The sequence below is a fragment of the Planctomicrobium stercoris genome (genome assembly GCF_051465655.1).
Classification (GTDB): Bacteria; Planctomycetota; Planctomycetia; order Planctomycetales; family Planctomycetaceae; genus Planctomicrobium.
In genome coordinates, this window is sequence record NZ_CP195791.1 from 2,131,106 (window position 1) to 2,154,184 (window position 23,079).

15 protein-coding genes are annotated in these 23,079 nt (G+C 57.4%); 4 read left to right on the forward strand and 11 right to left on the reverse strand.

The window, feature by feature from the left end:
• Positions 1 to 121 precede the first annotated feature (121 nt).
• A complete protein-coding gene (locus SH661x_RS08770; protein WP_437230044.1) occupies positions 122 to 1,078 on the reverse strand; it encodes a tetratricopeptide repeat protein in 957 nt (318 codons plus the stop codon).
• 234 nt (positions 1,079 to 1,312) lie between these two features.
• Between SH661x_RS08770 and SH661x_RS08775 the strand changes: the two genes are divergently transcribed.
• The gene (locus SH661x_RS08775; RefSeq protein WP_437230046.1) at positions 1,313 to 2,170 is read left to right on the forward strand and encodes an alpha/beta hydrolase; all 858 of its coding nucleotides are present in this window, start codon (positions 1,313 to 1,315) and stop codon (positions 2,168 to 2,170) included.
• Positions 2,171 to 2,266: 96 nt separating this feature from the next.
• Here the strand turns inward: SH661x_RS08775 and rnc are convergent, their stop codons facing one another.
• The 3 genes from rnc to SH661x_RS08790 all read right to left on the reverse strand — a co-directional run bounded on the left by rnc (position 2,267) and on the right by SH661x_RS08790 (position 4,912).
• Positions 2,267 to 3,127: a ribonuclease III gene (rnc, locus tag SH661x_RS08780; protein WP_437230048.1), complete on the reverse strand. Its 861-nt coding sequence runs from the start codon at positions 3,125 to 3,127 to the stop codon at positions 2,267 to 2,269.
• Between the two features lie 4 nt (positions 3,128 to 3,131).
• The gene (locus SH661x_RS08785; protein WP_437230050.1) at positions 3,132 to 3,578 is read right to left on the reverse strand and encodes a response regulator; all 447 of its coding nucleotides are present in this window, start codon (positions 3,576 to 3,578) and stop codon (positions 3,132 to 3,134) included.
• 80 nt (positions 3,579 to 3,658) lie between these two features.
• Entirely contained in the window at positions 3,659 to 4,912 is a 1,254-nt protein-coding gene (locus tag SH661x_RS08790) for a DEAD/DEAH box helicase (protein WP_437230052.1), read from the reverse strand.
• Positions 4,913 to 5,270: 358 nt separating this feature from the next.
• Here SH661x_RS08790 and SH661x_RS08795 point away from each other — a divergent pair, with 358 nt between their 5' ends.
• Positions 5,271 to 6,686 carry a hypothetical protein gene (locus SH661x_RS08795; RefSeq protein WP_437230054.1) on the forward strand — a complete coding sequence of 472 codons (1,416 nt, stop codon included), beginning with the start codon at positions 5,271 to 5,273 and terminating at the stop codon, positions 6,684 to 6,686.
• Positions 6,687 to 6,852: 166 nt separating this feature from the next.
• Here SH661x_RS08795 and SH661x_RS08800 read toward each other — a convergent pair whose 3' ends face one another.
• Positions 6,853 to 12,459, reverse strand: coding sequence for a beta strand repeat-containing protein (locus SH661x_RS08800; RefSeq protein WP_437230056.1), 5,607 nt, complete (start codon positions 12,457 to 12,459; stop codon positions 6,853 to 6,855).
• A gap of 449 nt (positions 12,460 to 12,908) precedes the next feature.
• Here SH661x_RS08800 and SH661x_RS08805 point away from each other — a divergent pair, with 449 nt between their 5' ends.
• Positions 12,909 to 13,130 carry a hypothetical protein gene (locus SH661x_RS08805; protein ID WP_437230058.1) on the forward strand — a complete coding sequence of 74 codons (222 nt, stop codon included), beginning with the start codon at positions 12,909 to 12,911 and terminating at the stop codon, positions 13,128 to 13,130.
• Between the two features lie 152 nt (positions 13,131 to 13,282).
• Here SH661x_RS08805 and SH661x_RS08810 read toward each other — a convergent pair whose 3' ends face one another.
• From SH661x_RS08810 to polA, 6 genes are all read right to left on the reverse strand, one after another.
• Complete coding sequence (locus tag SH661x_RS08810) at positions 13,283 to 14,665, reverse strand: lactate utilization protein B (protein WP_437230060.1); 1,383 nt, start codon at positions 14,663 to 14,665, stop codon at positions 13,283 to 13,285.
• Between the two features lie 111 nt (positions 14,666 to 14,776).
• Positions 14,777 to 15,454 carry a peptidylprolyl isomerase gene (locus tag SH661x_RS08815; RefSeq protein ID WP_437230062.1) on the reverse strand — a complete coding sequence of 226 codons (678 nt, stop codon included), beginning with the start codon at positions 15,452 to 15,454 and terminating at the stop codon, positions 14,777 to 14,779.
• 136 nt (positions 15,455 to 15,590) lie between these two features.
• Positions 15,591 to 15,893, reverse strand: a complete 303-nt coding sequence (locus SH661x_RS08820; RefSeq protein ID WP_437230064.1) for a metal-sulfur cluster assembly factor — start codon at positions 15,891 to 15,893, stop codon at positions 15,591 to 15,593.
• Positions 15,894 to 16,096: 203 nt separating this feature from the next.
• Positions 16,097 to 17,689 (reverse strand): serine/threonine protein kinase, encoded by a 1,593-nt coding sequence (locus SH661x_RS08825; RefSeq protein ID WP_437230066.1) that lies wholly within the window; start codon positions 17,687 to 17,689, stop codon positions 16,097 to 16,099.
• Positions 17,661 to 18,233 (reverse strand): RNA polymerase sigma factor, encoded by a 573-nt coding sequence (locus tag SH661x_RS08830; protein WP_437230068.1) that lies wholly within the window; start codon positions 18,231 to 18,233, stop codon positions 17,661 to 17,663. Before SH661x_RS08830 ends, SH661x_RS08825 begins: the two co-directional genes overlap by 29 nt.
• Positions 18,234 to 18,553: 320 nt before the next feature.
• Positions 18,554 to 21,262, reverse strand: coding sequence for a DNA polymerase I (gene polA, locus SH661x_RS08835; protein ID WP_437230070.1), 2,709 nt, complete (start codon positions 21,260 to 21,262; stop codon positions 18,554 to 18,556).
• Positions 21,263 to 21,683: 421 nt separating this feature from the next.
• Between polA and SH661x_RS08840 the strand changes: the two genes are divergently transcribed.
• The gene (locus SH661x_RS08840; protein ID WP_437230072.1) at positions 21,684 to 23,063 is read left to right on the forward strand and encodes a phage portal protein; all 1,380 of its coding nucleotides are present in this window, start codon (positions 21,684 to 21,686) and stop codon (positions 23,061 to 23,063) included.
• The last annotated feature ends 16 nt before the right edge of the window (positions 23,064 to 23,079 follow it).

A 23,079-nucleotide genomic window follows, 5' to 3' on the forward strand; every position in this document is an offset into this window, starting at 1 on the left:
CATGCGTGAAAGCCTAGATGATCGCGTGCGGAACGTGAGGATTTTTTTGCGAAAGCGTTCGAAAATTCCGCTGTCAGGTGAACGAAAATGCCTGTTTCACCGCGCTGTGGTGGTTCTGAAATCAGTCCAGGGACTCCATCTTCCGAATGGTCTCCTCATGAGACTGCAGTTCGCCCAGCTTGACTGCGATAATCCCCGTCATTTTCTGGAAGCGTTCCGTCGCGGCCTGCAGAACTTCGAAGCCGTGTCCCCACGAATTCGGATCCTGATCGTTGATGAGTCGGCTCATTGCAAGAATCGCGGGTGAAAGCTCGTTCTTGAGCTGGTTCAGGTAGATCCCCGCACACTGCTCCATCTCGCGTGCGAGGCGGTGCACTTCCACGCGGTCTTTCAGCCGCTGTTCTGCCGAGAGGACCTGCACTTTATGGTCCGTGGCATTCTGCCGGGCGACCTCCTCCATGTCGACCAGACGGCCGAAGGGGCTGATGGCCGTTTTGGCTTCATCGATCCGGTTTCTCGCAGCGATGAGCCCCTCACGGGCACGCACCGATTCCGGCCGCAGCTGGAGTGCCCGTTCGAAGTTGAGCGCTGCCTGCGACGGGTTTTTCATCTCCAGAAGGATCTGCCCCAGATTGATGTACGCTTCCCACATCCCGGGTTCCAGCCGGATCGATTCTTTGAACGCGGAGACTGCAAGGCTGAGCTGATGGGCATTCCGCTGGGCGAACCCCAGATTGTAGTAGGCCGTGGCACAATGACGATCTCGTGAAACCGCCAGTCGGAGCGTTTTGATTGCTTCCGCGTAATTCCCTTTACGGTTATAGGCAGCCCCCAGATTCACTAACGGTTCGATTCGTTTTGGATCAAGTTTGACGACCCGCTTGAACAGCTCGACAGCGCGATCATGTTCTTTACGGGCAAAGCAGATAGCTGCGAGCCCTTCATGCGCCGCAATGTGATCCGGATTTTTGCGGATCGCCGTTTCGTACAGCTCGACCGCAGCATCGACATCCCGCTCGGAAATGCACTTACGGGCCTGACTGCAGAGTTCGTCGACCGATGGTTCCGCAGTCGTCATGTCAGTACTTTCCTGCAACGCGACCAATTTACGATAAGACCGCCTGACGTTCCGGGCGGTGAGGGATCACTTTCGCTTTCCCTTCGGAAACCCGCAGACAGGCTCAGGCAGCACTATAACGCAAGCAGATGTCCCTAAGCAAAGTCAGCCTGCAGGCTCGTCGCACGAGAATGGAGGGGATAGAATTTCGGCCAGTGTTCAGAATCCGCAAGTTGACCCTGAAGGTCCCCGTTGATGTGCTTCTCTTCGAAAATGGTTCGGTCTGCGCTGCTCCCAATCATCGTGCTGACGGCAATCGTCTGCATGCAGGACGGGAACTCCCGGGCCTATGCCGAATCACCGGCGGGTCAATTGCCGACGACCGGCGTGTCCTATCGCACCGATGACGGCTCTCTGGATGACTATGCGAAATCACAATGCCGGATGGATCTTTTCATTCCGGAAGGGAAGAAGGATTTTCCGACTGTGATCTGGTTTCACGGGGGCGGGTTGACCGCAGGTGAAAAATCGATTCCGGATGCATTGAAGAATCGGGGGATCGCCGTCGTCGCTGTGGGGTATCGACTCAGCCCCAAAGTCCCGGTCACCACGTGCGTGGATGACGCCGCGGCGGCGACCGCCTGGACCCTGCGCAAGATCAAGGAGTACGGCGGTTCGCCCGACAAAGTTGTCATCAGTGGAGCGTCCGCCGGTGGCTACCTGGCGTTGATGGTTGGCCTCGATCCGAAATGGCTCGCCAAGTACGGATGCCAGCCCAATCAGCTGGCGGGTCTTGCTCCATTCACAGGACACACCATCACCCACTTCACAGCACGGAGCGAACGCGGGATTCCCAATACCCGACCGGTGGTTGACGAAATGGCTCCCCTTTATCACGTCCGGGCGGATGCTCCGCCGATCCTGTTGATGACGGGTGACCGGGAGCTGGAGATGCTGGGACGCTATGAAGAGAACGCCTATCTCTACCGCATGCTCAAAGTGGTCGGACATCGGGACGTCACGCTGATGGAGTTTCCGGGGACCGACCACGGAGGAATGGTCGTCCCGGCCTATCCGCACCTGTTGGAGTTTGTTGAACGGGTCACGAAGTAAGTGTCCCCGGCCGGGGCTGCAGCGTATGCGCGTACCCCCCGGGGCTTCCTTCGCTTTGCTCGGTCCATTCTCGGGGACCCATCCGTGCGAGAGGGTCTAAACCAGCTCACTGCTGGGGAGCGGGTCTCCGTCCAGTTCGCACAGCGCGTTATGAGCGGCTCGCTGTTCGGCGATTTTTTTGCTCGAGCCCCAGGCTGGCGAATAGACTTTTGTTCCGACAACCGCGGTGACCAGAAAGCATTTGGAGTGGTCGGGGCCCCGTTCATCAAGCACCTGATAGATGGGGGTCTCTCCGAAGAGTCGCTGCGTCCGCTGCTGAAACAGGCTTTTATAATTGACGCCGATCGCTGATTCGGCAGCCCCATAGACATCATCTGCAATCACCCAGCGAACGTATTCCCTAGCTGCTGCGTATCCCCCGTCCAGATAGATCCCGCCGATGATGGCTTCGAACGCGGTGGCCAGAATCGACGTTGGAATGTGGACGTTCGTAGAGATCCCTTTGCCGAGGATCAGATATTCCTGCAGCTGCAGGTCACAGGTGATACGGGCACATGTTGTGCGGCTGACGACGACCGACTTGATGCGGGTCAGCTCTCCTTCGGAACTTTCCGGGAAGAGTTCGAAGAGCATTTCGCACACCACCGCCCCCAGGATGGCATCCCCCAGGAACTCCAGGCGTTCATTCGATTCCAGTCGAGTACGGGCGGCTGATGCATGAGTCAGACAGGTCAGCAGAAGTGACTGGTCCCGGAAGTGATACCGCAGAATGGCTTCCGCCGCAGCCAGTGGTTCCGGGGAGACGGCAAGTCCACACTCCTGCGGCGGCTCTGCATCGCCGTGGAAATTCGAATCAGTCAGCTCCTCCAGGGGCTGATACTGAAGCTCGTCGTCAGGAAAGTGGCTGTTCGTCATATGCTTAAAATCTGAGTTCGCAGACTGCGAAGAGCTGCTCATTCGCTCAACTCTTCTTCACGATCATGTCTGCTTTCCAGTAACTCTTCAGGGTTTCGACCATCCCCAGAAACTTGTCGAGATCAATCGGTTTGACCAGGAATCCTTGGACGTCCAGCTTCTGAAACTCGGCTGCATCCTGATCGCCGGCGGTCCCCGTCATGATGACGATGGGAACCCGTTTCAGTCGCGGGCACTCCCGAATCTCCCGCAGCAGAGTGCGTCCGTCCACTTCCGGAAGATGCAGATCCAGGAGGATCAGGTCCGGGCAGGGAGCCCGGGCATACTTCCCTTGCTGCATCAGGAACAGGCGGGCTTCCTGGCCGTCATTCATCCAGGAGAGCCGATGATCGATGCCGCTGCGGGCCAGCGCGCCCATGCTCAATCGCGCTGCCATCAGACTGTCTTCGACCAGCAGGATTTCCATTGGTCTCCCAATGGGATCATGAGACATCACGGCACCTCATTCTGCCTGAGAAGGATGTCGGTTCCTCCAATGAACTTCCGACTCCAGGTTGATCTTGCTGGGCTCGTTTACAGCTCAGCGAAGATCTCGTCCCACTCGGAATCTTCCACCCGCTTCGTTTCGAACACAGGTGTCAGATCTTCAACGACTTTCCGCTCACGCTGCACGAAGGCTGTAAAGCGATCGACGCTGTATTCCTGCAGCAACACGTTGATACGCATTTCAATGCGTGTCAGTTCTTCACCCTGTTCTGGAGTGACGAATGTAAATGCGCGACCGTCCGAGTTGGAGGAGAGCCGTCCGGTTCGACCCACACGGTGAATGTAGTCGTCGGAGCTCTGCGGGATATCGTAGTTGATGATGTGCGAGATGCCGCTGATGTCGATTCCGCGCCCCACGATGTCGGTCGCCAGCACCAGACGGGCTTTGCCTTCGCGGAGCCGTTTGATGACTTTGTCCCGCTGCCGCTGCTGCAGGTCACCGTGAATGGCAGTGACTTCCGGCAGGCGCTGCGAAAGCTTTTCGAACAGTTGCTGGGCACGGCGTTTGGTACGGCAGAAGACAAGCGCCTGAGCCGGCCGTTCATTCAGCAGCACATGCACCAGCAGCCCGAACTTCTTGTGTTCTTCAACAGTGCAGTAGTACTGTTCGATGGTCTCGACCACGACCGAGTTTTCTGACAGGTCGATCCGCTGCGGGCTTCGCATGAACCGCTGGGCCAGCTTTTCCACCGGCTCTTCCAGCGTCGCCGAAAGCAACATCGTCTGACGTTCCGGATTGCTTCCGCTGAGGATGCGTTCGATATCTTTTCGGAATCCGATATCCAGCATCCGGTCCGCTTCATCGAGCACCACGAAGCGAACTTCTTTCAGGCTGAGTGCCTTTCGCTGCAGCAGATCGATCACCCGCCCGGGAGTCCCGACGACGATCTGGGCACATTGCTGCAAGGCTCGAATCTGCGGTCCCAGCGGCCGTCCTCCGACCACCAGCACGGAATCGATATTCGATCCCTGTGCCACCCGCTTGAGTTCTTCATCCACCTGCTCACTGAGTTCCCGTGTCGGACACAGGATAATGGCCTGCACGCTGGTGGCGTGGGGATCAATGCGCTGCAGAATGGGGAGGACGAAGGAGGCTGTCTTACCGGTGCCGGTCCGTGCCTGGCCAATGCAGTCGGCTCCGGTGAGTGCGACCGGGATCAAGCTGGCCTGGATCGGCGTGGGATACTTGTAACCAATTCGATCGAGGACGCTGAGGATTTGAGAGTTCAGACCTAAATCGGCGAATGTCTTGGTGTCTTCGCTATTTTCCATGTAATCCATTGTTTTCCGAATGTGCAAGACAGTCGGTGGAAGCAGTCGTACCGCGTCTGAAAACGTAGATGCCCTCCTGGTGCTTCACCACACGGCAAGCAGCAAGTCAGGGAAGTGAGCAGTAGCGAGTGGGTCGTAGACAGGAAATTCGAGCACGTTCCTATCGACGACCTACTATCCACTGCCCACCTCGACCGCGAGATCCACTCTGTCCTAACGTTGAAAGAATATATCTGTGCTCAAGTTACAGCGAAATAGGGCTTGCGGTCAAGAAACTTCCGGCTTTCTGTCAAAGATGAGCTAGGTTCTGCAAGGAAGAACTCCAGTTTTTTGCGTTTTTTCTCGCGAGTCCCGGCAGTTTTCATTCATGACGACTCAAGTCGATGCTGATCCATCTCCGCCGACGTTGCCCGAGGAGGCGTCGTCGCGGCTGATGCGCATGCTGGAGTCGGTCAGGCTGGAAAAAGCGGAAACACCGAATAACGAACCTGCTGCCCAGACGAACCTTTGTCCGCAGTGTGGCTCCGAAGAACCCTGGGGCAACTCCTCGTGGTGTCCGGAGTGCGGCTACTACCCCAAGCTCGGCCGGGCCATGACGCCGGTCGAGATCGATCCCAATTTTGGTCAGTTTCAGCCTCGTTCGCTGATCTGGATGGTGTGGGCCGGGGCCGGAGTCTTCGTCCTCACGGCACTCTGCGTTGTGCTCTGTTTTCTCCTCCCTGACCCTGATGATCGCATCCCCATCGGACGGGTGCAGTTTGCCGCTGGGGTCACCTTGATGATGGTGGCGCAGATCTGGGCGTACATCGTCGCTTCACATAATGCTGATGCCATCCCCTTCAGCGCCATCTTTGTCGAGCCCGTGCAGCTCTGGATGACCGTATTCCGCAAAATGCCGGAAAGTCGACGGGTCGTCTATTGCGCCATTTGGAGTCTGGCAATCGTTATCCTCGCGGTCGCCGTCACCGGAGTGGATGTCGAAGGGATTTTTGGCAAAACGAAAAAGAAGAAGAAAGCGAACCTCATGAAGTCGATGGTCAAAGCCATCTCGGCTGCTGAGGGGGCTTCCGCCTTCGGGAACACGAATGGCGGCGATGGCGAAGAGGAAGAGGAAGAACCCGAACCGGAATCGGGTCTGGGTGGTGGTCTACGGAAGGGGGGACCTCCCGCCAACGGAGATATCGCTAGTGCGATGCAGGATTTCGCGGGAAGCGCAGGGGCCGATGGGTACGCAGCCCAGGCCGGTGCCGCAGCGGGCGGAGGCAATCTTTCTGGCACCAGCAGCAGTGGCAGCAACGGGTCAGGAATGAACAGTCTGAACGCCCTCAGCGGGGATCAGATCACGAAGTCCATTGAGGAATTGGCGAAAGCCAGTCCCGAAGAGATGCTGAAGAAAGTTCCCCCCTCCCCCTCCGGGCAGCCCCGCAATCAGCACGGCCGGTATGTCGTCTTCGGATATCTGACCAATCCTGCCGGCGAGATCAAGTCGCTGCTGCTCGCGGAAGTTGCTTCAAACCGGGCCCGGTTTGCCGGGAAAATGACGCTGGACGAACTCGACAGCTCGGCGCGTGAGGAACTGCAGGGGACGCTGGACCGGATCCGGTCTTCGCGTTCGGTCTTGAAGACGCCATATCAGGCCCGCTGGGTCCGCCCGATGGTGCATGTGGATGTCGCCCACGGCGGCCGCACTCCCGAAGGCCACCTGCGCGACGGCTTCCTGATGAACGTGGACGACTCTCTCCTGAACAAGTCGCCGCAAGAAGGGCCGGCCGAACGTCCGTGATTCCCGCACTCGGAGAGTGCGGGGTACATCCAGTATGTCGCACTCTCCAAGTGCGACAAAACCCGCCCTCCCCTTCGTCAACACGTCTTTAATCTCCCCGCCAAATAAAAAACCGGAGGCAAATCTGCCTCCGGTTCCGCTGATCGCTCAGCCTAAGACCACTGGGTTAGGGAAGTGCTCCCCATCCGAATGGCAGTTCTCCGAAGATTGTTGTTCCGAAGTTGATGCCGTTGGCTGTGGGCCACGTGGTGTATCCCGGGTTACCGTCAAGAAGATCTCCGTCGAACGCGAAGAAGCTCTGATAGGCATCTGTCACCGTGTTTGTGAAGTTCACGTCTGAGTTCACACGGAAGGTGCTTGCACCCATCCCCGCATACAGGAACTGATCGGAGGCAGGATTTGTCGGCGAGCCTGGAACGTTGGGTGGGAGCTGTGTTCCTGGTTCGGGGAGAGCCACATCACGAGCACCGAGACGCTGTGCGTTTCTGCGACGAGTCGCTCCTCCTAGATTCGCGTTGAAGGGTCCACCGCCAAATGTCGGTCCCAGCGGGCCACCTCCATTGGCCAAGTCGGTGCGGGACTTGAATTGACCTTCGTCGTTATCGTAGTACGCACCCAGTGTCGTGGCGTTGAGCTGTTCCATGGTATTGCCTGTGAAGATCAAGTCCATGCGGGCCAGTGCGTCTGCTTGATAATTGATGATCTCGAACTCGTCTTCCGCCGGGTCGCGAGGATCAGCGTTGTGATATGTCCATGTTCCATTTGTGGGTGCTGGAGGACCTGTCGAGACGAACGATTCGAAGTACACATCGTTTCCGAAGTTGCCTCCCAGGACGTTGTCCCGGATTTCAGCGATGATTCCCCCGTAGGTTGATGAGGCAAAGCCTCCGTCCTGATTCCAGGAGTACTCTTGCCCGCCGCCCGTCGTCCCGACGCGAACCACCAGGCCTGTTGAGTTGAAGCCGGACGCAAATCCGTTGTCAAAGATTTCGTTGCTTTCGATAATCAGGTTCATGAATGGGTTCGCAAAGAGGGCACCGCCTGTTTCCATGGCTTCTGTGGACGCAACATCGGTGTTCTGGTCAGCATCGGACGTGTTGACCACATAAACCCCTTCTTCGTCGTTTCGTCGGATGCTGTTGTTCGCGATCACAGCGCTCATTGTCGCGCCGTCCCCTCGGTTGAAGATGGCCACGCCGCGAGCAGCGTTATCTTCGATCACGTTATCATTGATGATGGCATCAAAGGTTCCATTGGTCGTCGTCATTACCTCTACACCATCGCCTCCGTTGAAGGTGATTGTGTTGCCTTGCACCAGTGCAGAAGACGGCAGGCTGCCAACCACATTCAGCTGGACTCCATCATCGCCCGTGTTCTGGGTAATGATGTTGTTTCGAATATTGATCGAGTTTTGGGTTGCAAGATTGAAGACAATCCCTCCTCCCTCGTTGTCGGCAATCAGGTTATTGTCGATGTTGGTCTGCGTACCTCCAGAGATCCCGCCAATACCATGACTTCCGTTGTTTGTAATTCGATTGTCCGGGAAGGTGTTGGCGGTACTTCCGATTCGCACCAGATCATGAACACCGCTGAGCTGGATTCCTTCCAGTCCATTGCTGTCGATGATGTTGTTATACGCGTCGAAGTCCACAGAAACGCTGTCCAGAGGAGTGTTCGTTCGGCTGGTGGTCAGGATTCCGCGTGCGACGTTGTTTGTGATGTAGTTGTTCTGGACGAGGGCGTGGATGTCCGCGTCCGCTTCGGCCCGCATGTGGATCCCGTTTCGGCCGTTCGGATCGATCGCTGTTCCAGCTCCGTTGTTGTTGATGAGGTTTCCTTCGATGATGTAGGTGTCTTCCGAGTTCGTGTTACGGGCCTGCAGGAAGATTCCGTTATCCCCGTTCCCCTGGATCAGGTTGCTGAGAGGATTCGGGATCATCGGGTTGAAGTTTCCTTGGCCGACGCGGAAGTTGCTGATCACACCGGCACCCACACGCAGCGTGTGAATCCCGTCTCCGACGTTATTGGTGATGTCGTTGCCGACAATCGTGGTGTTGGCGAACTGCACAGGGCCGTTCAGCCGTACGTCGATCCCGTGCAGGCCGTTGTCGTTGATAATGGTGTTCTGAATGCGGGTCTGCTGGACGGTTGCGTTCTCCGTGATCGACGTTCCGGACAGGTTGAACGAGATCCCGGAAGATGCATTTCCTTCCACCAGTACGTTATGGACGGTCGGATCACCGATCGTCACGTCCGTCAGGATCGCGTCCTCACGCATCCGGACAGCAATCCCCTGGCCGTCGAAGAACGGGTCGACGCCGTTCACCGTGTTGACCACCTGGGTATTGACAATCTCCAGAGAGCCAATCGAACTTCCAGTGACGTCCAGTGCGATTCCAGCGTCGCCGTTGCCGTCGAAGATGTTCGTCACTTCCCCGGTTTCTCCCAGCACGATTTCATAGGTCGCGTTGTCGTCAGCCGTCAGCAGGAAGCCGAAACCGTCATTGCTGAGCACATTGGCACCGATCAGGGCAATGTCCAGATCGCCGTTGCCCAGCAGATCCGAGCGGATTCCCGCGAGAGTGTTGTCCTGCAGCAGGTCGCCCATGGAAACGAATTCCACTTGAGCATTGTCGTTCACCTCGAGATGAATTCCGTTGCCGCCGTTCAGGGTGATCTCATTCTCGACGGACACAGACTCGATGACGCTGGTGTCGTTGGCTGAAACCAGAATTCCGTCCAGGCCGTTGGTGTTCACGACATTCTCCTGGAAGAGAAGAATCTCGTCGTCCAGTGCTCCACCGATGGTGGCAGCCCCTTCAGTTGTGACACTGATGCCGTTCAGGGTGTTGCCGGTCACTGTGTTGGCAAAGAAGATCTGCTGTTCCACTGTGGTGGCTGCCCCGGATCCATCGACCAGCATCTGGATTCCGTTGCCCAGGTTTCCGGTCACAGTGTTGTTCATGACCGGGGTATTGAGCGTTCCGCCATCGATCGCTGCCAGGTTGATCCCTGCATAGAACGTGGTCGGAGTGGTTTCGCTGGCGTTGTTGCTGAAGGTGTTCCCGGCTGTCTCGCTACCGATTGCCATGAGCACGACGCTGTCAGCTCCGATGGCCTGTGCGGACAGACCGTTCATCCCGTTGCCGGTGAACGACTGGTTGACCATCGGGTTGAGGATGTAAGGTGTGGCGGGGACACCAGTCAGCACTCCCAGTAGGAACCGACCGGAATTCTCAGCATCGATCGACAGGCCATCTTCGTCGTTGTCGGAGAAGACGTTGCGATTTGCCACCGTCTGGTCGCCGATTCCCTGAATCACAATGTCGCCGTTGTCCGCATTCACGTACATCCCGCTTTCCCCGTTGCCGGAGAAGGTGTTCCGCAGCATTGGCGGGACGAAGATGTCATTAGGATCGTTCGGGTCATAAGTCGGATCGCCGACCAGCAGAGATGCGTCGTTTGTCGCAGCCAGCAAAGCCCCGTTTCCAGCGTTGTTGCTGATGACGTTGTCATTGAACGTGATCAGATTCATGAAGCTGTTAGCTCCATTGGCAGTCGCGATGAGACCGTCGCCGTCAGGAATCGCGGACAGGTCCGTTCCTCCGGTGATGGAGTTGTTGTTGACTCGGGTTCGGAAAACAGCACCGTTGTCGGCAGCGATGTTGATCCCCGATCCGGTGGCGGTGATGGTATTCCGGAGAATTCCCAGTTCTGGACGCCCGGCTGTGGTGGCCCCGTTATTAATGGATGCTCCAGCTCCATCGGCCAGGACGACGATTCCGGTCGGATCCAGTCCACCCTGGAATCTGTCGATCGTGTTATCCGAAATCAACAGGTCCAGATTGCCGTCGGTGTGATTGATGACGATCGCTCGTTCGGAGGCGGCCTGTGGGAGAGTTGTGGTGGTGTTGATCCCGCTGAAGTTGTTGTCGACGATGCGACCCCAGTCGTTGTAGGTCAGCCCGCCCAGTGGTGGCAGAACTGCGGTGTCACTGTCGATGACGATCCCGTTCACGACGTTCTGGAAGTTGTTGCCGTGGATGTAGAATCCGTTGGTGGTGGTCCCGGCGGCAGTTGCGATTCCGTCGATGGCGGCGGTTGCGTTCGCGGCACTGGTCGCACCGTTGATGGTCAGTCCGAAGATTTCATGTCCATTTCCGGTGATGGTGACAACTTCTGTTGCCCCGCCGGTGAAGTTGCTCAGGACAGGGGCGTCTCCGGTCCCGCCGGTCGTTTCAGACGGCAGCTGGAAGACGGACTCCACTCCATCGTAGAACACCTGGTAGAACGGCAGGTTGGCTGGTGACAGGTCGACGTCTCCGATCAGCTTCTGGCCGTAGTAGGGAATGCTTCCGGGCGGGTTGTTCGCCGGTCCCAGCGTTCCTGCGTTCGGATCGTATTCGACCAGCGTAATCCCGCTGTTCAGGTTGGCAGCCTCCTGGGCGTCGGTTCCGCGTCGAACAAAGATGAACTGGTACTGTTCACGATCGCTGGCGGCATATTCGTCTGTGCTCAGGAACGGGTTTTCGATCGTTCCCCGAGCGAAGGAGAGATCTCGGGTAGCAGCCGGATCCGGATCGATATACGCAATGGTAATGGCGTTCCCGTTGGCGTCCCGACCACGAATGTTGGCGGTCGAGTACGATTCTCCGGCAGCCACGCGATAACGACGCTGAACAGACTGAGTCAGATAGGTCGAGACGGGCGGACGGCGGAACCAGCGACGTGGCTTGCCGGTCGGCACGGTGTATTCAAAGTTCAGAGAGAACAGCGATTCGAACACCCGGTCATAGGTGTAGATCCCGTTCATCCAGAAGTTTTCTGTGACTTGCCCCTGGATTCGGGCACTCACCCCGCCGGCATCCCGGGCGGTCTGACCGTTCAGGTAGTAAGCTCCAATTCCGAAATCGAAGCCGTAAGCCCCCAGCACAGGCATCGGGAAGGCAAATTCCCAGTCGTAGGTCTGGTAGGCATTCTGATTGGTATACGTCCGCACGACAGAGACGAAATTCTCGGTGAAGTCCGGAGCTCCATCGGTGAACCCAGCCACGGCAGTCCGGTCGCCGACCGGGATCGAGATGTTACCGCGATAGCTGTAGTACTGGCCGATGTTTTCGATGCTCAGACCGAGCTGATTGAAGGCGGTCGCATGACCATCATCATAGTCGTACCAGAACGAAGCCCCGTAAACACGGTCCCGGGACGGGCTGTAACGACGGTGACCGGCACCGATGTTCGCCACGGCAAAGCCGTAGTCGGTGACGCTGATGCGGGGGTTCACGAAGGTCACCGCATTGCCGCCGTCGGAGAAGAGCGGAGCAAAGGCGTTGAAGTTCGTGTAGCCCCCTTCGTAGCCGTACTGGTCGCCGTTGATGCGGCCCAGACGCCAGAGGACTTCGTTGACCCGCTGGGTCTGTGCGAAGCCGACGCTGTCGTCAAACGGAGCCGTGAAGACCGGCTGCGTGGGACGCGCGACCTGGGACTGCGCCAGCGGGCTGAGCTCCGGCTGCGGCGGGACGTACTGGGCCTGTTCGACCCTTCCCGCGGACAGACTGGCCGACGCGCTCTTGCCCATGCGGACCGACCCGGTGGCATCGGAAATCGAAATCGATGCCTCAGGTTCCGCACGAAGGGAGACGGAGGCCTCCGAGTCGTCAGCCACGAGTGCTGGGACATCGTCCGGGAAAATGATCGGATCTGCCCAGGTCGGCGAGGCGAACCCGAGACAAACGGCCACTGCACCGATCCAACGCTGACTTGCGTATTTCATCGATTGCTCCAGCTTCATGCTGTCAATCTCTTTCCTTGGAACCCAAATGCCGAAGTCCGCGCACTCGTCGGCGCAGCTCCCCTGCTTTCCTCCGACGGTGGCCCATAGGTGATCCAACGGCGGCAGGTGCAGTTATCTTGATGAATCGGCGAACGGAGGTTGCCGAATTCAACGGAAATACGGTTTAGGCAAGATTTAGCGGTTGTTTGGGTTGTAGCGGGGATTTGGCGGTCGCTCCGGGCTTCCCAGGTTTCCTATCTTTTGCGTTAAGAACGGTCGAATCAGGCCCCGGGGAGCGGATTCAGCTTTTTTGGAGAAATTTGAATCGGTTTGTAAATTTCGGGAATAAGGGGGGCGGGAGGGGGATCAAAAGTGGTGCAGGCAGGGCTGCGGACGGAGCTTTCTGTTCCACGCTCCCTCCGTAGACACCCCCAATGAGGAGAATACTGATGAAGAATCTGAGCACCCTGTTGGCCGCTCTGGGCTTGGTTTGTGCAGTTGGTTGTGCTCCGGAAGCTCCGGCACCAGCCCCCGCTCCGGCTCCGACCCACGAAGAAAAGAAGGCTGACGAGCACGCTGAGCACAAAGAAGAAGCTCCCGCTGCTGCTCCGGCCGAAACTCCAGCCGAAGCTCCGGCTGCCACCCCAGAAGCTGGCAGCGCTGGCAAGTAATCCAGCTGACAGAACACTGGTTCTGAATCCCGGTCACAGACGTGGCCGGGATTTTTTTTGGGTAGGGGGTAGTGGGCAGTGGATAGGAGTTAGTTGGTAGGAGTTAGGAGAATGCGACTTTTCGCTGTCCCCTCCTCTCCGTTCCCTTTTCCCTACCCTCTTTTCTCCCGCTTCCGGTAGCTTTCCCGGAAACTCTGCGAGGGGGCCTTGGGGAGTTCTCGCTGGCGGCCCCACGGATTCAGCGGGCTGTAAACGACGAATCGAGGCAGAATGCGCAGTGCGGTCCGTCCGCACTTCCCTGCCAGCTGGTACAGCCACGTCCGCCCCAGAACGATGCTCGCCATCTTCATGCTCCAACGCTTACTCGGGGCGAGCAGCTTCTTGACGGCCAGACGCTCCCGGAACGTGTAAAGCTGTTCATGCAGGTTGATTCGCACCGGGCAGACATCCGAACACGATCCGCACAGCGAGCAGGCGAACGGCAACGTCGAATGCTTCTCCGGATTCATGGCGGGACCCAGAATTGAACCAATCGGCCCGGGAACCGTGGCGCTGTAGCTGTAGCCTCCGCTGCGGCGATAGACCGGGCAGGTGTTCATGCACGCCCCGCAGCGGATGCAATTGAGCGAGTTTCGGAAATCATCGCTTCCCAGAATCTCGCTGCGACCGTTGTCCACCAGCACGATATGCATTTCCGAGTTCGCGTCCCTCGGGCCGTGGAAGTGGGTGGAATACGCGGTAATGGGCTGGCCTGTGGCGGAACGGGCCAGAAGCCGGAGAAAGACTCCCAGATCCTTGCAGCGGGGGATCAGCTTTTCGATCCCCATGCAGGCAATATGAAGTTTTGGAAGCGCAGTTCCCAGGTCGGCATTTCCTTCGTTGGTACAGACAACCACTCCCCCGGTATCGGCGAGGGCAAAATTGACACCGGTAATTCCGGCATCGGCACCGAGGAATTTCTGACGCAATGCGTGTCGGGCCGCTTCGACCAGATAAGCGGGATCGGTGGCTCCTTTTTCGGTGCCGATCTTCTCGTGGAAGAGCTCGCCGATCTCCTCCCGTTTGATGTGCACGGCCGGCATGACGATGTGGCTGGGAGGTTCGTCCCGGAGCTGAACGATCCATTCCCCCAGGTCGGTATCGACGACTTCGATCCCGTGGGCCTGAAGGTGGGGGTTCAGGTGACACTCTTCCGTGAGCATCGATTTGCTTTTGACGACCTTCCGGACGCCGTGTTTCTGTAGAATATCGAGGACGATGCGGTTGTGCTCTTCCCCGTTACGGGCCCAGTGAACGTGAATCCCGCGTTTTTTCGCGTTGGCTTCGAACTGCTCGAGCAGATCGGCCAGATGCGTCATCGTATGACGTTTGATGGCTGAGGCGCGTTCTCGAAGCTGTTCCCACTCCGGGAGCGTCGCTGCCGCCTTGTCCCGCTTGGCCCGCATGAACCACAGCGACTGATCGTGCCAATGGGCGCGCGGTTGATTGGCAACGAACTTCTCAGCAAGTTTGGGATGCGAGGTCGCGGAAGCCATGGGAAGGGAGGGGATCGAGGACAGGGGATAGGGAAATTCAGTGCAGTTGAAATCATCAATCTGTGTTCCGGAAACCGAAGTCTCCGGAACACAGGGATTGATCGACTCAGACTATTCCACAATGGTGGCTTTGGTGATGCCGTCCAGGTTGGGGAAGGTCTTGTTCAGATAGGCGTTCCCCTGGGACTGAATCCGTCCCTGATCGGGCTTTTCGCCATATTCGCTGTTGATGGCTTCGACGATGTCCATTCCCTGGACAACCTGCCCGAACGGAGCAAATCCCTGGGAGTCGAGGAATTTGTTGTCGCCGTAGTTGATGAAGACCTGCGAAGTCCGGGAGTTCGGACCCGAGGTTGCGAAGGTGATGTACCCCTTGGTGTTCGACTTGGTGACTTTGTCGTCTTTGATGCGGTTGTCACGCCATTTGGCGGCCAGAGCCGGATCTGCCGGGATTCCGAACTGCACCATGAACCCGGGGACAACGCGGAAGAACTTGGCGTCGTCGTAGACTCCGGCTTCTACAGCTTTCTTGAACTGGGCGGCTCCCAGCGGTGCCCACTCCGGGTGGACTTCGATAATGACGTCCCCCTTGGAGGTTTCAAACTTCACTTTATACACGTCCAGCTTCTCCGTTGATGGGTTTGAGTCTGCCTGGAAAGCCACTTCCTCGGTTTGAGATTCCGACACTGGAATCACCGGTTCGCTTGCGCTCTGTGGATCCGAGCTGTCCGCAACGCAGGCGGAAGCTGTGAACAACAATGCCAGGCAGGCGAAATTGAGCATCTTCATGGGTGGGATTTTCCTGTTGAAGTCCGTTTACAAGGTGGGTGGTTGAGGGGTTGAAGGTTCAGGGGTTGAAGGTTGAATACGCCCGCTCACTGCCAACCTTGAACCTCGCAACCATCAACCGGCGTTCGCAACGCTCTTAAAAAATTCCAAGCTGATCTCGTGCCTCTTCGGTCATCCGTTCGGGCGACCAGGGTGGAGACATCACCAGCTTGATTTCCGCAGTTTCAACGTCAGCCAGTCCTTCCAGGGCCATTTTCGACTGCTGAATGATCTGGGGGCCGGCTGGACAGGCGGGACTGGTCAGCGTCATCTCGACTTTGACTTTGCCCCCTTCTTCCTGAGTGACTTCGTAAACCAGCCCCAAGTCTACGATATTGACCATCAGCTCGGGGTCAATGACTTGTTTCAGCGCATCAATCAATTCGACTTCACTGGCCATGCCAGACTCCTCTTCGCATTCCTCCACTCAGGGGAAACGCGTCTCCATATTCGAAAAACTCGCTGAGCGGGCAGTGGCCCCGCAAATTGCTCCTCGGTCTCCGCGCAGCGACTTGAGTGTTTGTTGAGCGATCAACAGACTGTCCTGGAATTGTAGACGTCCCGTGCATCGGGCGAAAGGAATCGGAAGCTGCACTTCCCGATTCAAGGGGACAGAGTCGGTTGAAGTCCCTCGCCCGCGTCTGTCGGACGAGTGAAATCAAACTCTTCGGAGATTCGCCAGATTGACTGCGATCGATGTGGGACAGTTGCGATCAGGCAGCTGCAGGGGGAGTTCAGCTGCTGCAGTATTTTCTGAAGGTCTGTCAGCTGCTCTCGCAGTTCCCCATCGTTGACGTCAAGTGAACGGTCGGAGGTGACTCGAACGGTCTCTCCGGGAGCGATTCGTTTCAAATTTTGGACGCACCCGACAGCGGGAGTGATCTGGGAAACGGAAATCGCCCGATCATTTTCATTCGAGATCATCAGCAGGCAGATGTTCTCGTCCGGCAGATGAGCTCTGATTTCTCCATCCCGCGATCGGGGACTCCAGATCCGCGACCCAGCGAATTCGCGTTCTCGCAGTCCGCGGATTTCCTGAATTCCCCAACTCGGAGACCAGACAAAAACCTGCGGACGTGCAGACATGTCGGTGCGAATCTCGAATCGAAGCTTCAATTCCTGAGAAAGCGGAGTGGCAATAGAGGAGGCTGCCGTCTGTTCTTTCCGCTGCCGTGCGGGTGGCGTCGACAGTGCTGAGTGTAGTCCGTGCAGAAACATCCAGATCCCCGCGACCACGAACAGAAGTCCTGCGACCCGCCTGTTTCGAATGCGATCAGCACGTAAAGCACGACAAAAGCTTTTTACGCTTTCAAATCGTTCGCGTGGATCAGGATGAAGCGCCTTCCAGCAGACTCGATGGAGATGCTGCCGGGATTTTTGGAGAAGCTGCTCTCGGCAGATCTGCAACTGTTCTCGATGTGTTTGCAGATCTGGGGGCCACTCAGCCAGCGGGGGCTTTCTCATCAGCAGTTCATGCAGAATCGCCCCCAGCCCGAAAACGTCGGTCGCTTCTGTCCATTGCCTATGGTCACCGCTCGCCTGTTCCGGTGCCAGGTAAGGTGACGTGCCGGCCATAAACCCGCATGGCAGGTCGTCACGTCGGCCCCATTCCCAGGCCAGGCCGAAGTCGATCAACTTGCAGTGACCGTCCGGTGTCACCATCACATTTTCCGGCTTCAGATCGAGGTGCAGGACCCCAGCACGGTGCGCCGCGGAGACGGCTTCGGAAATCTCCCGCATGAAACGGAGAATCTGTCTGCGGCCGGGAGTGTGCCGAGAGGTGTATTCCTGAAGATTCAGACCGGGGATGTATTCAAAGACGACATACGGCCGGCCCGCTGCGTGTCCACTCTCATAAACGGTCGGAAGACGAGGGTGATTGATGCGGACAATCCAGCGGGATTCATGCTGGATATTCGCGGAGAACATGGAACTGTCCGCGGATCTGGGATGCCCCAGTTTGATGGCAACGTCCCGCTGCAACTGATGATCCCATGCCCGGTAGACTGCCCCCTGCCCTCCCCGGTTCAGGCATTCTTTGATTTCAAGTCTGTCCGGGAAACAGCTCGAAAATTCGAATCTGGAACTGCTTTGCTGAAGAGGAACAACCCCGCTGAACTCTCGTTCAGAGTTCAGGGTAACGGGAACCAGTCTCTGAACGTCTGCGTCATTGTGCGAGCGAAAGAGTGTTATCATGCTCGAAGAACTCCCCGTGGAACGCACAGAATTCCCGCAGGCGCGCCAGCACGCGAGATGTGTTGATGAAGACAGCATTCTCCGTCAGGTTCAATTCCAATGCGGCCTGAGCTGCCGACCGTTCGCCGAATGTTCGAAGCAGAAAGCACTCCCAGGTCTTGGGACGAAATTCCGGACGAATCGTTTTCAATGCCGCTTGAAGAAGCTCCTGCCGGAACTCCTTCTCGAACATTCCATCCTCAACCTGCGGCTGCACCGGCTCGTCGAACTCGGGAATCCAGACGATCGGGAAACGCTGCTTTCGGCGAAGATCGATGGCGTGATTCATCGCGACGCGACGCAACCAGCTGCGAAAAAATCCCCGTTCCTTCTGATACGAAAACGCGGGGAGGACCTTCACCAATTGCAGCAGGACCGCTTGCGTCACATCCTCGATATCCTGCGAAGGAACTCCGGCACGGCGTATGGCGCTGATGATCAAGGGGCGATAGATTTCGACGAAATCCAGCCAGTCTGCCTGGCTGCCTCCGTTACGAAGACTCATTAGAAGAGAAACTCTCGTTTCGACCATGCTCATTGATGATTCGAGGTGCTGGGTAAAAATCCCCGCAGCTAGCACGGGGAATCCACTGCCTCGTCAACAATGATTACCCGGGACTTCGGGTTGCAATCAGTTTCCTTCAATTGTGAGTGAATCGCCCGTGCGTCGACTCACAGGAAGCGTTTAAATGCCATCAACGTCATGAAGCTGATGACCTGAAGATCATTTAAGTTCAGCAAATGCGGAACAGGTGCAAACTGAGCCGGGAACATCTCACTTTTTCCCGGCTCAGCGTGAAATTTCTGGCAGGTTCCCGACGTCCATCACGGCGCCGCGTCGAGCCAGTTGTCCCCAACCTTCGAATCGACGACGATCGGGACATTCAGTTCCAGAGCACTGGACATCTCTTCACGCGCCAGTGCAATCAGCGACTCAACCGCCTCCGCTGGGGCTTCGAACACGAGTTCGTCATGGATCTGCAGCAACATCCGCGCGGGATGCTGTTCGTGCTTCAGGCGGGCAAAGACGTTGATCATCGCCTGTTTGATTAAGTCCGCTGCCGATCCCTGAATGACAGCATTGACTGCCGTCCGTTCCGGGAGATTCAGGTTGCCGAAGATCCGGGGACGAATCCCGCTGATCTCCCGCCGTCGTCCCAGAATGGTCTTGGCGTAACCGGTGCGGCGGCATTCCATCAGCGTGTCATTGATGAACCTGTCGACCGAAGCATATTTCGTGAAGTAGTCATCGATGAACTTCGCCGCTTCATCCTGACTGATCCCCAGCGTGGCAGCGAGTCCATATGCGGACTGTCCATAGATGACCCCGAAGTTGACCGCTTTGGCGACCCGTCTTTGTGAAGAAGTGACTTCCGACAGAGCCACGCCATAGACCTGCGCGGCAACAGCTGTATGGATGTCTTCCCCGTTGCGGAAAGACTCCTGCAATGCAGTGTCCTGACAGAAGTGGGCCAGCATCCTCAGTTCAATCTGCGAATAATCCAGACAGACGAGCTTCCAGCCGGGTCGCGAAGGGACAAACGCACTCCGAATCAGGCGGCCCTCTTCCGTCCGCACGGGAATGTTCTGAAGATTCGGGTCGCTGGAGCTGAGCCGTCCTGTCGCGGCTGTCACCTGACTGAAGGACGTATGCACGTTGCCGGTTTTCGGATGGACCAGCTCGGGGAGTGTGTCCAGATACGTCCCCTTCAGCTTGGACAGCATCCGATGTTCGATAAGCAGCTTCGGGAGCGGGTGCAGCTCGGCTAACTTTTCCAGAACCTCCTGATCCGTGCTGGGGCCGGTCTTAGTCCGTTTCTGCACCGGGAGCTTCAGGTCTTCAAAGAGAACCTTGGCCAGCTGCTTGGGGGAATCGATATTGAATTCCGATTGAGCGAGTGCATGGATTTCCATGACCAGCAGCTTCAATCGCGCATGGACATTCTGGCTTTGCCGTTTGAGTTCCTCGACGTCGACACGGATGCCGTTCCATTCCATCTCGACGAGCACTCGGATGAGCGGCCGTTCGAGGTTCCAATACAGATCATAAAGCCCTTCTTCACGGAGCTTGCCTTCAATGATCCCTGCCAGCTGCAGGGCGATATCGGCATCTTCACTGGCGTATTCCGCTGCCCGATCGACTTCTACTTCGAACATCTTCAACTGCTGCTTCCCCTTCCCGATCAGATCACTGATCGGAATCATCTCGCGGAAGAGGTATCGTCGTGCCAGTTCATCGAGTCCATGGCTGCGGGCCCCGGCGTCCAGCAGATAATCGCCGATCATCGGGTCCATGCCCGGGTGAGCGATTTCCACTCCGGCCCGCCGCAGCACCAGCCAGTCGTACTTGATGTTCTGATTGACGATCGTGCGGTTGCTGTCTTCGAGAATCGGCTTGAGGGCGTTGAGCACATCCGCCGGTTTCAGCACCTGCGATCCCTGCGGACCATCGACCGGAATGTAATAGGCCTCGCCCGGCTTCCAGGAGATCGCCCAGCCGACGATGTCGGCACGCAACGGGTCTTTGCTCGTCGTCTCGAGATCAACGCAGATGACCGGTTGACTCTGCAGCTGCAGCAGGAAACCTTCAAATTCAGCGGGCGATTGAACCGTCGTCCAGCCCCGCGGCTTCTCACTCTCACCTTCGACATTCTGGACCGGCGGGGCCGATTGCATCAGGCTCGATTGCATGTCGGCAGCGTATCGGCGAAATCCGAAGTCGGTATACAGGTCGTAGAGCTTCTGGCAGTCGGGGGGGCAGATGCGGGCCGCTTCCCAGTCGATGAGCAGCGGAAGGTCGGTTCGCAGCCGGACCAGTTCGCGACTCATCAACGCCTGGTCTTTGTATGTCTTCAGGTTTTCAATCAGCTTCTTTCCGGGAGCCTGATCGGGGTTCGCCAAAACTCCTTCCAGTGAGCCGAATTTTTCCAGCAGCGTCCGTGCGGTCTTCGGACCAATCCCCGGCACACCCGGAACGTTGTCGACGCTGTCGCCGACCAGTGACTGGAAGTCGATCACCTGGTTGGGGGCGATTCCCCATTCTTCGAGCAGATGCTGCTCATCCATGAACTGCTTTTTGCGAATGTGGTAGATCTTGATCCGTGGGCCGATCAGCTGGCGAAGATCCTTGTCATTACTGACGATCCGGACATCCATGCCTGCTTCAGCCGCTTTGACGGCCAGCGTGGCGATGACGTCATCCGCTTCCCATCCGGCGTGGGAAATCACCGGGATGCGATACCCGTCGAGTACGTCCATGATCAGCGGAATCTGAGGACGCAGGTCATCCGGCATCGCGCTGCGGTTCGCTTTGTACTCAGTGTAGATCGCCAGCCGTTCCCCCGGTTCGGGCGATTCCATGGCGCAGATCAGGTGGGAAGGATGCTTGTCCTTGATGAGATGCTCGATGTCTCCGACGAAGCCGAAGATCGCATTGGTCGGCTGCCCGCGTGTTCCGGTCATCGGCTGCCGGATGGCGTGGTAGACCTGAAAAACAAGCGAAAACGTATCGACGATGTACAGCGTGTCAGACATGCGATGGAAATGAGTTTCTATGGAATCGATGAGAGCGGAGGCGGAATTCGGCCGAAATGTCATCTGCGGTGACGACGAGCCTGTCAGGAAATCAATTTTAGTCGACTGACGCGGGTATTGGCATGGTACTGGCGGAACTCGTTTTCAGGAGGGGATAGGGGATAGGGGATAGGGGATAGGGGATAGGGGATAGGGGATAGGGGATAGGGGATTGGGGATTGGGGATTGGGGATAGGGGATAGGGGATAGGGGATTGGGGATTGGGGATTGGGCGACTTGTATGGGTAGCCAGCACTCAGCACTCAGCACTCAGCACTCAGCACTCAACTCTCAACTCTCAACTCCCGCGCAACCTGTCTGGAATCGATTGAAGCAGTACAGGGAGACCGCTGCTGATTCTGACCCTGACCGGAGTTGCGTGATGTTCAGCTTTCTGCGAGACCAGTTCGCCACCCTGCAGCTGCGAGCCCGGTATCAGCGGGTCCTGCAGGAACGCCTGCTCGAATTGACGGAATCGGAGGGACCCCACGCAGTGGCGGATGACCCCGGTGAATGGCAGCTGCTGGGACAATCCAAAGGATTTCCCGGGGAACAGTCACGGACTTCGATCCTCGAACGAGCCCGCAAGGCGTCGCGGGAGAATCCCTATGCAGTGAACATTCTCCGACTGCTGGAGGCCTACGTCGCTGGCCCGGGATTGAAGCTGAGTCATCAGCCCGATGAAGATGAAGTCGAGAACCCAGTTATCAAAGACCTGGTGCGCCTGTCGGACAACCTGTGGGAAGAGTTTCTGATCGGCAATTGCCGGCATTACTCCTTCCGTGAACATGCTCGGCGAACGTGGCGGGATGGTGAAGCCTTTTTGAGAAAGTTCCCAGGGGAGTCGTGGCCGCCAGCGGTCCGATTCGTCGATCCTGAGTGCATCGCTGCCGATGCCGATCATCCCGGCTCGCAGGGAATTCTGACACTGCCGGAGGATGTCGAGCACCCGGTCGCCTATCTCAAGTTTCATCGCTCCGGAGATGAACGAACTCTCGAACGGGTTCCTGCAGAAGAGATGCTGCAGACCCGCATCGGAGTCGACTCCAATGAGAAACGCGGGGTGTCGGTGCTCGCATCGTTGCTGGACGCTCTGGACAGCTACACCCGTTGGATGGATACGGAGATGATGGCGAGGAAACTGCAGTCCTCCATCGTTCTCTGGCGGAAGGTGCAAGGCTCTCCCCAGATGGCCGAAGGAGCGGCAGATCAGGCTGGGTATTACAGCGGAGTACACAGGGACTCCCGCCGCGAACGCTTCAGCCCCGGCACGATCCTGACGACCAATCACGGGACCGACATCCAGTTCCTTCAGCCCAACACGAACTTTGGAGATGCTGTCCCGCTGGGACGGATGCTGCTCTTGAGTGTGGCGGCCGGTGCAGGTCTTCCGGAATTCATGCTGACCGCCGATGCTTCGAATGCCAACTTCGCTTCCACGATGGTCGCAGAGGGCCCGGCGGTGAAGTACTTCCAGAGTGAACAGGAATTCTTCGCACGGGAGTTCACCCGGCTGTGGCGATGGGTGATGGACGATGCAGTCGCGATGGGACTGCTGCCGGAAGACTTCTTCGACTTAATTGATGTCCGCTGGACGTTTCCGCAGCTGATCAACCGGGACCGCTCGAAGGAACGCTTGGCTGACGTGCGACTGATCGATTCCGGAGTCCTGTCCCGCTCCGAAGTGGCCCGCCGCGATGGAGTCGACCCCAGCGTGATGCGCGCGGAGCGGAAGTTTGAAGAGTTGAGAGTTGACAGTTGAGAGTCGAGAGCGGGAT

What these genes read in the sequence shown, in the direction of transcription:
- SH661x_RS08770 (WP_437230044.1), bottom strand. Translation starts at nt 1,078, where the DNA reads ATGACGACTGCGGAACCATCGGTCGACGAACTCTGCAGTCAGGCCCGT.
- SH661x_RS08775 (WP_437230046.1), top strand. Translation starts at nt 1,313, where the DNA reads ATGTGCTTCTCTTCGAAAATGGTTCGGTCTGCGCTGCTCCCAATCATC.
- rnc (WP_437230048.1), bottom strand. Translation starts at nt 3,127, where the DNA reads ATGAGCAGCTCTTCGCAGTCTGCGAACTCAGATTTTAAGCATATGACG.
- SH661x_RS08785 (WP_437230050.1), bottom strand. Translation starts at nt 3,578, where the DNA reads ATGTCTCATGATCCCATTGGGAGACCAATGGAAATCCTGCTGGTCGAA.
- SH661x_RS08790 (WP_437230052.1), bottom strand. Translation starts at nt 4,912, where the DNA reads ATGGATTACATGGAAAATAGCGAAGACACCAAGACATTCGCCGATTTA.
- SH661x_RS08795 (WP_437230054.1), top strand. Translation starts at nt 5,271, where the DNA reads ATGACGACTCAAGTCGATGCTGATCCATCTCCGCCGACGTTGCCCGAG.
- SH661x_RS08800 (WP_437230056.1), bottom strand. Translation starts at nt 12,459, where the DNA reads ATGAAATACGCAAGTCAGCGTTGGATCGGTGCAGTGGCCGTTTGTCTC.
- SH661x_RS08805 (WP_437230058.1), top strand. Translation starts at nt 12,909, where the DNA reads ATGAAGAATCTGAGCACCCTGTTGGCCGCTCTGGGCTTGGTTTGTGCA.
- SH661x_RS08810 (WP_437230060.1), bottom strand. Translation starts at nt 14,665, where the DNA reads ATGGCTTCCGCGACCTCGCATCCCAAACTTGCTGAGAAGTTCGTTGCC.
- SH661x_RS08815 (WP_437230062.1), bottom strand. Translation starts at nt 15,454, where the DNA reads ATGAAGATGCTCAATTTCGCCTGCCTGGCATTGTTGTTCACAGCTTCC.
- SH661x_RS08820 (WP_437230064.1), bottom strand. Translation starts at nt 15,893, where the DNA reads ATGGCCAGTGAAGTCGAATTGATTGATGCGCTGAAACAAGTCATTGAC.
- SH661x_RS08825 (WP_437230066.1), bottom strand. Translation starts at nt 17,689, where the DNA reads ATGATAACACTCTTTCGCTCGCACAATGACGCAGACGTTCAGAGACTG.
- SH661x_RS08830 (WP_437230068.1), bottom strand. Translation starts at nt 18,233, where the DNA reads ATGAGTCTTCGTAACGGAGGCAGCCAGGCAGACTGGCTGGATTTCGTC.
- polA (WP_437230070.1), bottom strand. Translation starts at nt 21,262, where the DNA reads ATGTCTGACACGCTGTACATCGTCGATACGTTTTCGCTTGTTTTTCAG.
- SH661x_RS08840 (WP_437230072.1), top strand. Translation starts at nt 21,684, where the DNA reads ATGTTCAGCTTTCTGCGAGACCAGTTCGCCACCCTGCAGCTGCGAGCC.